The sequence below is a fragment of the Pseudoalteromonas sp. OF7H-1 genome (assembly GCF_022347825.1).
GTDB classification, from domain to species: domain Bacteria; phylum Pseudomonadota; class Gammaproteobacteria; order Enterobacterales; family Alteromonadaceae; genus Pseudoalteromonas; species Pseudoalteromonas maricaloris.
The window spans coordinates 74734-88046 of record NZ_JAKRFX010000014.1; the positions used below are offsets into that span (position 1 = coordinate 74734).

14 protein-coding genes are annotated in these 13313 nt (G+C 44.0%); 7 read left to right on the top strand and 7 right to left on the bottom strand.

Annotated elements, in window-relative coordinates; translation table 11 throughout:
- Positions 1–29 precede the first annotated feature (29 nt).
- A complete protein-coding gene (locus tag MHN30_RS16855; protein WP_130164648.1) occupies positions 30–863 on the bottom strand; it encodes a DUF2306 domain-containing protein in 834 nt (277 codons plus the stop codon).
- Between the two features lie 176 nt (positions 864–1039).
- On the opposite strand from MHN30_RS16855, the gene MHN30_RS16860 reads away from it, so the two are divergent.
- Positions 1040–2146, top strand: a complete 1107-nt coding sequence (locus MHN30_RS16860) for an AraC family transcriptional regulator (protein WP_239360458.1) — start codon at positions 1040–1042, stop codon at positions 2144–2146.
- A gap of 7 nt (positions 2147–2153) precedes the next feature.
- Here the strand turns inward: MHN30_RS16860 and MHN30_RS16865 are convergent, their stop codons facing one another.
- Together MHN30_RS16865 and MHN30_RS16870 are read right to left on the bottom strand one after the other, a co-directional pair.
- Positions 2154–3113, bottom strand: a complete 960-nt coding sequence (locus tag MHN30_RS16865) for a hypothetical protein (protein ID WP_239360461.1) — start codon at positions 3111–3113, stop codon at positions 2154–2156.
- 37 nt (positions 3114–3150) lie between these two features.
- Positions 3151–3921, bottom strand: a complete 771-nt coding sequence (locus tag MHN30_RS16870) for an NAD(P)H-dependent oxidoreductase (RefSeq protein ID WP_239360464.1) — start codon at positions 3919–3921, stop codon at positions 3151–3153.
- 91 nt (positions 3922–4012) lie between these two features.
- On the opposite strand from MHN30_RS16870, the gene MHN30_RS16875 reads away from it, so the two are divergent.
- On the top strand, positions 4013–4918 hold the full coding sequence (locus tag MHN30_RS16875; RefSeq protein WP_130126717.1) for a LysR family transcriptional regulator: 906 nt from the start codon (positions 4013–4015) through the stop codon (positions 4916–4918).
- Here MHN30_RS16875 and MHN30_RS16880 read toward each other — a convergent pair.
- Positions 4899–6254: an MFS transporter gene (locus MHN30_RS16880; protein ID WP_130126716.1), complete on the bottom strand. Its 1356-nt coding sequence runs from the start codon at positions 6252–6254 to the stop codon at positions 4899–4901. The two genes, MHN30_RS16875 and MHN30_RS16880, sit on opposite strands and share 20 nt — an antisense overlap.
- 314 nt (positions 6255–6568) lie before the next feature.
- Between MHN30_RS16880 and MHN30_RS16885 the strand changes: the two genes are divergently transcribed.
- The gene (locus MHN30_RS16885) at positions 6569–6772 is read left to right on the top strand and encodes a hypothetical protein (RefSeq protein WP_017217816.1); all 204 of its coding nucleotides are present in this window, start codon (positions 6569–6571) and stop codon (positions 6770–6772) included.
- Between the two features lie 117 nt (positions 6773–6889).
- Here the strand turns inward: MHN30_RS16885 and MHN30_RS16890 are convergent, their stop codons facing one another.
- The gene (locus tag MHN30_RS16890; RefSeq protein ID WP_239360467.1) at positions 6890–9442 is read right to left on the bottom strand and encodes an Ig-like domain-containing protein; all 2553 of its coding nucleotides are present in this window, start codon (positions 9440–9442) and stop codon (positions 6890–6892) included.
- 197 nt (positions 9443–9639) lie between these two features.
- Here MHN30_RS16890 and MHN30_RS16895 point away from each other — a divergent pair, with 197 nt between their 5' ends.
- The 3 genes from MHN30_RS16895 to MHN30_RS16905 all read left to right on the top strand — a co-directional run bounded on the left by MHN30_RS16895 (position 9640) and on the right by MHN30_RS16905 (position 10793).
- Complete coding sequence (locus MHN30_RS16895; RefSeq protein ID WP_239360470.1) at positions 9640–10113, top strand: VOC family protein; 474 nt, start codon at positions 9640–9642, stop codon at positions 10111–10113.
- 243 nt (positions 10114–10356) lie between these two features.
- A complete protein-coding gene (locus MHN30_RS16900; RefSeq protein WP_017217813.1) occupies positions 10357–10524 on the top strand; it encodes a hypothetical protein in 168 nt (55 codons plus the stop codon).
- 110 nt (positions 10525–10634) lie between these two features.
- Positions 10635–10793: a hypothetical protein gene (locus tag MHN30_RS16905; RefSeq protein ID WP_172439955.1), complete on the top strand. Its 159-nt coding sequence runs from the start codon at positions 10635–10637 to the stop codon at positions 10791–10793.
- Positions 10794–10865: 72 nt separating this feature from the next.
- On the opposite strand, the gene MHN30_RS16910 is transcribed toward MHN30_RS16905, so the two are convergent.
- Both MHN30_RS16910 and MHN30_RS16915 read right to left on the bottom strand, forming a co-directional pair.
- Positions 10866–11882 (bottom strand): CDP-glycerol glycerophosphotransferase family protein, encoded by a 1017-nt coding sequence (locus tag MHN30_RS16910; protein WP_239360472.1) that lies wholly within the window; start codon positions 11880–11882, stop codon positions 10866–10868.
- Between the two features lie 113 nt (positions 11883–11995).
- Positions 11996–13042, bottom strand: coding sequence for a nitronate monooxygenase (locus MHN30_RS16915; protein WP_343224349.1), 1047 nt, complete (start codon positions 13040–13042; stop codon positions 11996–11998).
- 91 nt (positions 13043–13133) lie between these two features.
- On the opposite strand from MHN30_RS16915, the gene MHN30_RS16920 reads away from it, so the two are divergent.
- Positions 13134–13313, top strand: coding sequence for a hypothetical protein (locus MHN30_RS16920; RefSeq protein ID WP_010370747.1), 180 nt, complete (start codon positions 13134–13136; stop codon positions 13311–13313).

A 13313-nucleotide genomic window follows, 5' to 3' on the forward strand; every position in this document is an offset into this window, starting at 1 on the left:
TTTCTACTCCTAACTGATTAAACTCTAATTTAACTAATAAAGACGGCTGAAATGCGTGGCCACCACATCATGACAGCGGCCGCGCAGACGCCAATCGCGGTGATCACAAAACCTAGGCTCATCATCACCGCGATTATCCACACCGGTGCGCTGGCTTTGGTTTGGCGTTTTGCCCAAAAGTAGAGTTCTGCGAGTGCCATTGGTAGCAGATAGCAGGCAAACGAAATAAATATATCGACAGGGCCATCTAAGGTTGCGGTATTGCCATTGAAGCCTTGGTTGACCATGTACCAACCAAACAAATAAAGACGAAACGTCCACACCCCATTAACCAAGAAAAAACTATGTACGGCATAACGTTGATGTGCGGCGATATTTTTTTGTATGGCAGCGCGCCAAGCAAAAAATATCGCAATGGGAATTAATATACCGTTGAGTGTTATCCCAATGGCACCAATATCGCTTAGCCTAAGACCGGTTACCCAAGTGAGATATAACCCAGTGAGTGCGCCCGAAATACCGAGAATAAAAAATACGCGTCCGTTGTAGCGGTGAAAGCGTGGAAAGTGTTTCCGCACCGCAGGAATAAGCTGTAATAAGCCGCTGGTGGCCAAAATCACAGCGGGTAAAACATGGCTAAAAAACATCTTGGCATCTTTTGTGTGTCCACTCGCCGGTGAAACCGCTGCACTTTGCTCTGTGAGTCCCACGATAAGCGGGATGGCATATAGGCCTAAGATATAAACAGCAAACATCCATTGCCCGAGCAGTGCGACACATATCCAGCTCTTTACGGCACCATTCAATACGCTAAAGGGACTAAAGAAAAGCCCAGTTGTTTTGGTTAGATTGAGGGAAGACAAAGTACTTATCCTTATAAATCAATGAACTTGATATATAAAATGACAAGATTTTGCTATCTCGTCGCTTTGATTTTGAAAATCAAAGCAAAGAAAGTAGGCCGAATTTAAAAAATGGTGGTGTTAAGTTTACTTACAAAGTTAATTTGAATGCTTTTGGTGTGGCTGTTAGAGTTTCTGTGTCTACCAATATTCCTTCAATCACCATGACTATTGAAAACTATTACCTACTTTTGCTTAGCCTATGTTGCACTTTGGTTGTTGCTCAGCTTTTTGTAAAAGAGAAAAAAGCAGCACATTTACTCTTTGCTTTAGTGTGCGGCTCGATAGCATTGGCCACGACCAAAAAGCTGACTCAGGACTCCTTAAATGGATATCAGTATTTAATTGGCATGGGTGCTTGTGTGACCTGTAATGGGTTTTGGTTGCTTGCTAGGGCACTATTTAGAGAAAAACATGCCATTTTAAAAAGGCATGTTGTGTTTGCAATCGCCATTGCTGCCTTGGTCATATGGCGACAAGGCTATTTGTTTATCGATAGTCAATTACACATGAACGCTCGCGGATTTTTTGAGTGGCTTAACATTGCGGCGTATGAGCTTACCTTGTTGTTGTCATCTAGTGTACTCATGCTGGCATTTTGGGAAGGGTGCAGAGGGTTCTCGCAGTCTCAAGGGCAAGAAAAAGCACAAAGGGTGCTATTTTTATCCGCTTATTTTATTTGCGTCGCAGGCACTAAACTAATCGAAAATCGCTTTGCCGATAATCGTGAGGTTCAAGAATGGGCGGTGACAAGCGCAGCCATCCTCATTATATTGACGGCGCAAGTGTTACTGTATTGGCGATTTTCATCTCAACGTACAAGTACATCCATTAGGTGCGTCGAATCAAATGAACCAACACAAACCGAGGATGATATTGCGCTCCAGCAACAGGTGGAACACTTTCTTATCGAGCAAAAAGGCTTCCTCAAAGAAGGGTTAAAAGTTGCTGACTTAGCTCAGCAATTTAATGAACCTGAATACAAGATAAGTCGAGTGATACGACAAAACCTGCAAGCGCGAAATTTCAGCCAATTGGTCAATGAGTTGCGGGTTGAGCATGCCAAAGTGCTGTTACAAGACCCCGCTAAACAGCATTGGCCAGTGCTTGTCGTTGGCCTGGAAAGTGGTTTTGCGTCGGTTGGACCATTTACTAGAGCATTTAAAATCGCTACGGGAACCACACCAAACCAATTTAGAAAGCAAAATAGCCAAACGCAGGTGCTACGTGAAGCACAAGAGTAAGTGGCGATTAATCTAGCTTAGTCAGTTTGTATTGTAGCTGCTGAATAGGCAGCTCTATCGTCTGTGGGTCAAGCTCTGGCGTAATATCACTGACCGGAAAGACGTTATCAATTGCCACCGCATTCGCGATAGCGTTTGTATCGCCATTGGATAAAAAAGTAAGTTGGGTGTAATCACTGGGCTGTAAGTCATACCGAGCCAGCGTTGCCTTTAAGTCTATGCTGTATTCGTATGCAGCTAACAGGCTACCTGCGTTATCGTTGTATCTGCAGATCCGCCATTGATAGCTACTTTCGATAAACTCCAGCGCCCAAATCCCACCTTTATCTTGGATCATTTGTTGTGGTTGTTGGCAGGGCTGTGGTAGGGGCAGTAAACGGCTATGAGACCAAAGTCCTTCGTGGTTTTGGCACAATAAGTCGCCCTTACCAAGGTCGATAATATGCGAGCTTAGACCATATTGGCAAAACTGGGAGGCGGGAATGAAAAAGGGGGCGCTGTGCTTGTTAAGCGCGCCAAACACAATATAGCCCATTAATACCTCAGTGTTGGTCATCCAGCCAAGGTAAACATATTCATCATCTTGCCAGTTTATTGATGCGATTTTCCCCTGTTTAACGGTGTTAGTCAGCGTGAAGTGGTCGCTTTTACCATTAAATGTACAAGTCAAACTGCCTTGTGTAGCGTCGATGTTGCATGATTGCTGAACTTGCTCCTGTGATAACCGCTTTATTTTAGAATTTGGCGTTTGATGGGTTAGCGCTGAGGTGAACTTAGCCGCAGCAGACAACAGGCCGGTTTGATCTTGTTTAAAACGACATTTAGGCTGTATCTTTGAGGAACTGAGCACGACACTACCATCAAGTACAGCAAGCTCACAGCTATTGGCTATGGTACAAGCCGCGAGCAACATAACGCCACCAAAGGCAATCCAAGTGTTTTGCAAATCACAATACTCATCAGTCATCAGCTACATTCTATAAACATAGCTGATAACACCTTGATTAAGCAATATGTGCAGCAATACCCGATTTTCCCATAGCGACTTCGGCTTTTAGTACTTGGCCGTTGATGTAATCGCCACTATTTTGCTTTCGGTAGGGGATTGGCTTTTCACTAAATACGTGTGTTAAGCGCTCTGACCAATTGGCAATTTCATCAGTTATACGTTGATTAGGCTCGCCTTTTGCGTCGAAAATAACATGGTTTTGTAGAACGTCCATACCTGGGAAAAACAAAGTCCCGTGCGTGATCGGAAATAGTAATTCGTCCATTGTGCCGTTTATCCCTAAAGGAGAGTAATCCTCATATCCACCACCTGTGGTTACACAAATTAACGCTCGTTTTCCCTGTAAAACTCCCTCGCCGTAGCGCAGTTGGTTCCCTTTGTTTTGATAGCCGTAAGCAAAGCCATAGGCATAGACTCTATCGAACCAGCCTTTAAGTATGGCAGGCACGCTGTACCACCAAAGCGGAAAATGAAAAATAACCAAATCGGCAGCCAGCAATTTTTGCTGCTCTTGAATAACATCTTCGGTTTGGGTGTTTGAGTGATATGCCTTGCCAGACGCTGCAATAATCGCAAGTGGTGCTTGTGAGTCATCTTGCGGGAAGTCGGTTGCGTCAACCACAGCCTTCCAGTCCATTTGGTATAGATCCGAAGTTTGAACTTGCAAGCCCATACGCGTTAAGGCTTCGACACTTGTTTTGGCGAGTGTCTGGGTTAAGGAAGTCGGCTCTGGATGTGCCGATATCACTAGTGCGGATTTGGTCATGATAAGTGCTCTGTAACGAAAAGGAGTTGTTACTATCTCTGTAATCTTGCTATAAATGAAATTGAATATTTTTACCCTAGGTATAAATTAAATGGATAGTAAAAAGGTGGACTTAAACCTGCTTCAGACTTTGGTGGTGTTACTAGAAGAGTGCAATGTGACCAAAGCGGCAGATAGGCTGAACCTCAGCCAGCCAGCAGTAAGCACTCAGCTAAGTCGGCTGCGTGGACTATTTGATGATCAGTTATTAGTCCCTATTCATAAAGGCATGCTACCAACTGCCAAAGCGCTTGCTTTGCTGCCGGAGCTTCGCGCTGCGATGAAGCTAGTAAGTAACGTGTTAGTAGAGCATCAAGACTTTATCCCAGAAACGGCCAATTTAACCTTTAAAGTGGCATGTACCGACTATTTACAGTTAGTGGTGATGACAGAGGTGATACGGCGTTTAAAAATTGCTGCGCCCAATATCAAGGTGGTGCTTTGTCACTTAAAAATAGCAACGCTTGCAGCCCAGCTACAACACTCAGAACTCGATTTGGCATTAATGTCGCCGGAATGTGGGCCTGATTCGTTAAGATTTAAAACCTTATATCAAGAGAAGTATGTCTTGATTGGCAGAAAACACCATCCACAGCTAACGTCAGAAATGACAATCGCAGATTATGTGAAGCTTGAGCATATTGTGGTGTCTTTTGAAGGAAATAGCACCTCAACATTCGTTGATTCAATCTTGCAGCAATATGGTGTATCGAGGCAGGTGATGACGTCAGTTCCCTCATTTTTATTGGTGCCGGAACTGGTGAGAAATACTGAGTTGGTTGCACTTATTCCGGCTCGTCAGGCGTCAAAACTTGGAGCAGATTTTACCCTCGTTGAAAATCCGATACCTGACTGTGCTTTTGACGTCGCTATGGTGTGGCACGAAGTGCAGCATCAATATCCTGCACTCCGTTGGTTACGAGCATTTATTAGCCGGACTATGGCTGAGGTTTGTTAGTCGTTTCGTCCAGCTCCTCGGTTGGCTCACTATTTTGCTCATTGTCGTCGGGTTCATCGTCGTTATCGCGAGGCGCGTCTTCGTCTTCGTCAACGACAAGTAGCTGCTCATGTGCTGTTTTTTCCTCGATACGCGGGTCCATGGTGGCAGCGAGCGGTGAGCTGGTAATATCAGAAGTCGCAGCCACATAGTCGCTAGGCTCTGGCTGCTCGGCTTTTTGTCTAGCGTTGATAAAGTGGAGGAGTAAGAACATAACAACGGTTAGTGCGCTTAACGAAGCGTATAGGGCTTGATGACCAAAATGGGACATGATCTGTGCAATAGCGGCCGAGCCAACACAGGCACCTCCCCCAAACGCTACCAGCAGTGCAGAAGAAACGCCAACACGGTCTTCATCATCAACACGGGAGTTTGCTAGTGCCGAAGAAAGTGGATACATGGTAAATGCAAATAACCCAAAGCCAAAAGTCAGCCAAAGACTGTAGCTTGGGCTCAGTGGCAGTAAAAATATACAAAGAGAAATCAAACCGATAAAAACAGCGTTACTGCGCAGTAAGATACTTCTGCGAACTCGGTCAGAGATAATGCCCATTGGCCACTGTGCAAGCAAACCTGCAAAAATCGTTACCGACATATACATGGCAATTTCTTCGGCATTAAATCCTGATTGGCTTGCAAAAGTCGGGGCAAGGCCATAAAAGCTGCCATTAATTACACCAGCAAAACAAACCGCCGTAAGAGATTGAGGTACTTTTTTGAAGTAGGTAAACAGACTGACTTGAATAGGCTTAAGTGGCTTGGGGTGGATCCGCCTCGTCGTTGAAATGGGGATAATTCCAAAGGATAAGGCAACAACAATTAAAAACAGCGGCGCATAGCCAAGCTCAGGAAAATTAGAAAGCGCAAACTGCCCTGTTACCATACCGAGGTAGGAGGTGAGCATATAAAAAGAAAATACCCTCCCTCGCTGCTCAGGTGCCGCTTGTTCATTCAGCCAGCTTTCGAGCACCATAAAGTTACACATCATGCCAAGACCCACCACTAGTCGTAGTCCAAGCCAAAGATAGATATTGTCACTCACCCCATGTATCGCTACGCAGGCCGTCACTGCCGCTGTGCTTGCCGCAAACGCGCGAATATGCCCAACTGATTTGATCAGGTGGTAGCCTAATTTAGCACCGAGCAACAAACCCAAGTAATAAAACGAGGTAAGCAAGCCGATCCAAAACGTGCTAACGCCGTGCTGGCCTAAATAAAGCGCTAAGTAAGTGGTCAGCAGGCCTGTCCCACCGACTAAGAATAGATTTGTTAAATAAAGCGATGGAAAAGATTTCATATCGACCTTGGGATTCATTATGAATTTGCGTGTAACGCTCTAATAGTAGGGGAGAAATAGTTTATTTCCAAGCAAAAAGCTGTTGGCTGTTTATCTGCCTTGTTTGCTTGTGTCGTTGGCTGATTGCTACATAGCCTAAGTTATAGGGTTCTTCAGTGTGGTTCTGGCAAAAATACAGTGATAACACGCGTATAATTGAATTGTTGTTTTAATTGGGTTGAGTGTTTTTTGTTCAGGTGATACAACTTAAGTTCAGGACTAAATTATTACGAGCTAGTTCCTGAATTTATCAATAAAACAAAAAAGGATTACCAATGAAATTAACGGTTAAAAAATTAAAGTCTTTATCTAAAAACAGCCAAACACTTGATTATGCTGCGACGCCTAATGTGGCAGGTGGTTATACAACGAGGCCTGGCACGATTGGTTGTGAAACCACGACTAAAGAGTGTGATCTAATCACCACGGCACTTTGTACAAGCGCTAGATGTGACAACTACACGACTGAAAATTGTTAGCAATCAAGTAAGCAGGATCTGGGCTGTACCTGCCTTTATTTTTTGTATTTTATTGATTAATCAACCTGAGCTCAGCATAACGTTTGACGTACATACCAAGCTCAGGCCAATGTAGTTTTAATTTCCTTGATTCATCTGCGTTAATTTATCGCCAATGGGTTGAGAGAAGTTATAGCCATCGTACTTGTCCCAGTTAATCGACCATGTCATCACGCCACCAAAGTTCGGATAAGTCTTGCTAGGTTGGATAGTGCCACATCCTGTACCTTTGGTTAAACAATCCAAGGCATTGATGATATTGCCGATAGGCGCTTGGCCTGAATTTGCCGACTGTGGACCAGAAGGTAGACCGATGGCTACTTGGTCATCCCTAAGTGGCGCAAAGCGGGTGCCATCAGCAAGATCAAATCCCTCAATCAACATTTTTGCATGGGCAACCATCATGTTTACTGAGCCCTCAGGAGCACTTCCCGGTTCATATGGGTTAGGTAGGCCACCATTGTTGTATAGCTGTACGTGAAGTAAATCTAATGTATCGCGTAGCTCATTTATAAGTGGAATATAAGCGCCCCAAATACCTGAATAGGCAATCATGCCACCATGCACATAGGGATGCTCAGGGGCCATGGTAAGTACCATATTGCCACCAATATTTTGTTCAATTTGCTTTAATGCTCTTGGCAGTCGAGCTTGGATCTGAGAGCCATGCACAAGGTTCGAGCCGCTCTCTAAATCGATATCGAGCCCGTCAAACCCCCATTGTTGAATAATATCGGTGAGGCTAGTGACAAATGCCGCTTCATCGGCATCCGTATTAAGGGTAATTGTGCCTTCTGCACCACCAAGACTTAGCACAAAAACTTTACCTTGCGCTTGTAGTGCCTGCATGTCGGATTTGAATTTTACTGGGTCGATAGGCGGGCAGTTAGACCGAATGTCTTTTTCAAATGGCGTGAAGTGCACTGTACCATTCGAGTTTCTATCATTTTCAGCAAAGGCAATATCGATGATATCCCAAGCATTAGACATCTGATCAAGTGGAATTGGGCAACCAGCTGGATTGACAAAGTTATGCCAATAGCCAATCAATTTGTGCTTTTTACCGATGGGTTTGTCGATGACTTGAACAGTCACGCCGCTACTGGACACCTGATCATTATTGTCGTTGGTGGCCGTAGCATAAAGTGTTTTTGTGCCGATTGAGGCCGGTGCATAACTATATTCGTAGGGTGACGTTGTGTCTGTATTGAGTAACACGCCATCAGCATAAAACTGTACTTGAGTGATTTGTCCAACAAAAGAGGATGCTTGTGCAATCAATTGAGTGGAATTACCCAAGGTAATTTGGCTGCCGCTAGTGGGGGCGAGTAAATCAACGGCAATCGGTTTATCTGTCACATTCACTGTAATTGTTTGCTCGCTTTGATTACTTTCGTTATCCACGGCAATGGCTTTTAAACTCACCGGATTGAGGTCTGTCGGTGTCCAGCTGTGACTAAGCGTTCCTTGATTGGCTGTGGCAAGGAGTGTGTTGCCGGCATAGAGTGACAGTGTAGCAATACTGCCGTCTGTATCTTGAGCACTGACAGAGATAGTGGTGGGCGCATTGACCAAAACAGTACCATTATTGGACGGGCTTTCGAACGTTACGGTTGGTGCGATTGCACAGATCCCTAAATCGCTCCATGCATCGGTCCAATACTGGCCAGCACCTGGCTCATATGCCCATTGCGCGTTTGAGCTACACCAACCTGCAATATCACAGCGATATTTATGATTATTATGAGCGACGAGTTCACCAGTCTGGTAATTTTGTCCAGCGCTGTATGCTCTAAGGCCTAGGCAGCCACCTCCCACTTTTGTTAGCACATCGATGGCAAGGTTTGCCTCACTTACCAAGCCTTGATTGTCCATCGCTTTTACATTTAGTTGGTTTACGCCAACTTGCTCCGCTTGGAGTTGGAACTCAAAAGGAGAGGTTGTTAGGTTCGCGACAAGCTGATTGTTCACGCTAATTTCCACTCTCGCAATAGTACCGTCGCTATCTTCAGCTGTGATGCTGATCCCTACCATATCGCCTTGATAGAACTGCTGACCGCTGGCTGGCGCTACAATGGATACGTTCGGTGGTAAATTTTCTCCGCCCGGTTTTACTGTGATCTGTGCTGATTGCGAACTTCCGGTTAGCCCTTGGGCATCGGTGGCAATTGCACTGATGTTGTATTCGCCAAGTACTGCGTTCCAAGTGGTTTGAAATGGCGCGGTAGTGTCCGTTGCGATGACTTGCCCATTTACTAAGAATTCGACATAAGCCAGATCACCATCGACATCATTGGCATTAGCAGAAAAAACAGCGCTGTCATTTTCACCCAGCACAGCGCCATTATTTGGGCTGGTGAGTACGACACTCGGTGCTTGACCTGGCCCTGTTGCACAAGCTCCAAGTGACCGCCAGACATCATAAGGACCGGAGTGGCCAGCTGGATTGTCGTTTTGACTGTACCACTTAGCTTCATATGCTTGGTTTTGGGACTGTGTAATATCCCCTTGTCTGTAGACTTGTTGTTCAGACCACTGGGTTAAATTACTACAGTCGTAGGCGTTTGCTTGGCCCGCGAGGATGAGAGCACCGCTCGTCCAAGCCAATCGTAATATAGAAGTTGGTTTCATACTGATCCCTTACATGTTGTTGTGTGTTTTATGAACAAAACCAAATTAGCATATAGGTAAATAATTCGTTAATCAACACTCGAGTTATGAGTAAATCTCATCGTTGCAATAACATGAGCATCACAATTTTAATTCGCATATTTCAAATAATCGGCTAGTTTTAGAAGGAATTTAACGGACTTTATAGGACCCATATCATGGCGACTTCTTCAATTCCTCCCGGTTATCATTCACTCACGCCTTACCTCATTGTGGCTGGTGCAGCAAAAGCTATCGAGTTTTACCGAGCTGCTTTTGGCGCTAGCGTAAAGCTTCAGTTACCTATGCCAGACGGAGGAATAGCACATGCGGAGCTGCTGATTGGTAACTCTTATGTGATGCTTTCAGATATGTGCCCTGATATGCACTTTAAAGACCCCAATGAGCTTGGTGGCACGCCCGTTAGCTTGATGTTGTATGTTGACGATGTGGACACTGTGTTTGCGGGTGCAATTGAATTGGGGGCACAGCAAGTCACGCCCGTTTGTGATCAGTTTTATGGTGATAGGGCTGGAACGCTACGAGACCCATTTGGTCATATTTGGACGATTGGCACACATAAAGAAGATCTCACAGAAACCGAGTTACTCGCGCGTATGGCTGATTTTATGGATAAGCAACAAGATGCCTAGTTGAGGTAAGTTTATCTTATTAGATTGCAGATTTATTAATTTTTTGTTTGTTTTTAACGGTGTGCTTTTTGGGGTTCTTGGTTGAAAGTATCTATTTAACAAGTGGTTAGCGGTTTTTGTGGTGGGGAGTGAATTTTAAAGTTAATTTTATTGTTAATATTGTTGAATTTTTTATTTTTTCATGGCAGCTTAAGAATTAGTGATAAATTTTTATCACTAAATGACTATTTCAAGGAAATGATAATGAAATTAAAATTAAAAAAATCAGCGTTGAAGCAACTAGATAAAAACCAAAACCTACCTTTACAGCAAACGCCTCAAGTAGCTGGTGGTGCTGAGCCAAATACTAGAATTCCATGCCGTTTAACGGAAACGTTGACTGGTACGGATTACGGTCAGTGCCGTTGTTAGTATAGTCGAGCAGTGTTTTAGGTTAGCCTAATGAGGTAGAGATCGACTTATTGGACTATCAACCTTAAACAACATGATTTATAAATTAAGATTAACTCAAGGATAAGAAGATGAAATTGAAATTTAAAAAAACAGCATTAAAACAATTAGATAAAAAACAAAGCTTGCCTCAAGAGCAAACACCAAACATCGCTGGTGGCGCGACAGGTATTCGTTGTCGTCCTCCGATGTCAGAAACTGGCAATCAGTATTGGCAGTGTGAGTGTTAAAATTAGTGATAAATTAACTTGCATAAGCTCACAGTTAAGTGAGCTTTTTTATTCTCGAAAAGTTACCAATATTTACTTTATCTTCATGTAATTCAGCGCTTTACGTATTTTATAGCGCCTCAATAAATTAAGTGGTTTACGCTTTAATCCAGCAGCAATTACAGTCTCTGTTGCCGCGAGTATACGCTCGGCGCTTTTACCATCGCGGTAAGGGTGCACTTGCTGAATATATAGCTCAATACGTTCACTTTGTGCGTCGGATAGATTGAGTGCTTGTTCAACCGCTTCAGATAATTGGCCTGCGTCGGTAATATTGATTAAGGCATCTTGAGGTTGATGATTATTAAAAGTGATAACCGGTTTACCAATTAATAGTGACTCATCAACGGCGCTAGAGGTATCAGAAATCACCACATCGGCTTGCTGAATGAGTGGAATAAGATTGTCATTTCCGGCGATTTCAAAGTCGCTGATGGTTTCAAGTTCCATGTACATCTGTTGCCACTGCTGTTTCGTCTTAGGATGAAACTTAAGTTGGACTTTGTATTTTCCTGACTCTGCGAGCTGTTTGATTTGTGCATGTAATGCTTCAAGCGATGTAAGGTTCGGTGAAAAAGTGGGAGCGTACAGTATGACTGGCTTTTCATTCTCTTGCTTAGTGTAATCAAAGTAGGGGTCGAGTTTTGGCCAGCCAGTTTCAATCACCGAGAAATAACCATGTTTTTGTGCGAGTTGGTTAAATGGCGCAGTGGTAATTGGGCCGTGAGTACAATACAAATCGAAGAAACCACGGATCCCAAAGTGACCTTTCTTTTTATATTCTAATCCGTGAAATACTTGCACTTTGGCGCCTGGGAAAAAGTCAGGAACAACGTTTCCAGGTACAAATACTGCTCTGGGATTAAATGCTTTGACGTCCTCTACGCTCAGTAACTCTGATTCGTCTGGTGCAAGTGAACTTGAGTTTACATCTTTACCTTTTAAAAACCACTTCACCACATCACCGTTAGCATGGATAGCGTTTTGGATAGGTCTCAGAATGGCAAAGCTATATGGCTGCTCAATGTAGAAAAGATAATGTTTAGGCATTGAAAGTCACTTATAAAATCAGAGTTTATGGCCAGCACTTGAGTGGCGCAACTAGGGCCAGAGCGATATTAAGCAAATAATACCGCTTTTACCGCATCAATACCAAACATCCGTTACTCGGCTGTAATGTTACCGATACGTGAATGCACCTCAGTGGCTTGAGCCATCATGTTATCCATTAAGGTTTGTACTGATTCGATTTCTCGAATTAAGCCTTGAGATTGGCCAATAAACTGCACGCCATGGTCTAAATCTCCGTGGATTGTGGCGGCTTCAAGTTTTTCGGTGGCGGCACCAAAGAGCGACAGCATCTTAATTTTATCGAATTGAGATAACAGTCCTAGTAGTAGCTTCCATAAGGGCATGTCGACCATTTTGGCGGCCTTGAATGATTTTATTGTGGCCATGAAAAAGTTCATTGGGCGGCGCGTTGCCTTTTCAGCCATGGGGGTTTTCATTACTCGAGCATAAAGACCATCGAAGTTTTTGGAGTAAATCGTCTGTTCAACGTCTTTTTCTACTACAGTATCTTTGACATGTTGATGCAAAGGGCTTTCTTTAGATGTTGCAAAACGAGAGCCCATCGCAACGCCCTCTGCGCCAAGCGCTAGCGCGGCGATAAGTCCTCGACCATCGGCAAATCCCCCTGCGGCAATCACAGGTATATCGACAATATCGACTATACTCGGCACTAAACACAGTGAAGTTACTTCACCACCATGGGCTGCGGCCTCATGACCTGTAACTAATAGCGCATCAACGCCAGATTTTTGTGCTGCTAATGCATGCTTTTGCGTCACCACAGTAGCAATGACTTTTCCGCCGTAGGCTTTAGCCGCTTGCACTAGCCAATCGCCTTTTCCTAAAGAAAAATTGATAATAGGCACTTGCTCTTCTAATGCGACTTTGGCATTTTCTTTGGCGCCTGGCATCATTAACGTCACACCAATACCAAAAGGCTTATCGGTGAGTGCACGAATTTTTCGTATTGCTTGACGTGTCTCGTCCTGACTGAGCGGGCCCGTGGCTAAAATACCTAAGCCACCAGCATTGCTCACTGCCGCAACAAGCTCAGGGACAGAAATCCAGCTCATGCCAGGTAATATAATGGGTTTTTCGATGCCGAATAATTCGGTGATAGCAGTTTTCATCATTGTTATTCTACTGGTCAGATGTGTTTATGAGCATAGCTGGAATTTTGCTTGAAGTGAATACTGGTTGTAAGATACCTGTTTAGAAAGAGGAGCTAAGATGAACGTAGTTATATTATTAGTGAGTTTAGTCATCGCGTTGGTCGTCTTGATACCGCTGTTGGAAAAGTATCAGCAGCGTTTAGGACTAGATAAAATGCAAAAGTATGCCAAATATGTACTGCCTTTATTAATGGTGACCCTGATCATTAAACTTATCTACGTTTTAGTGGTCGGGTAA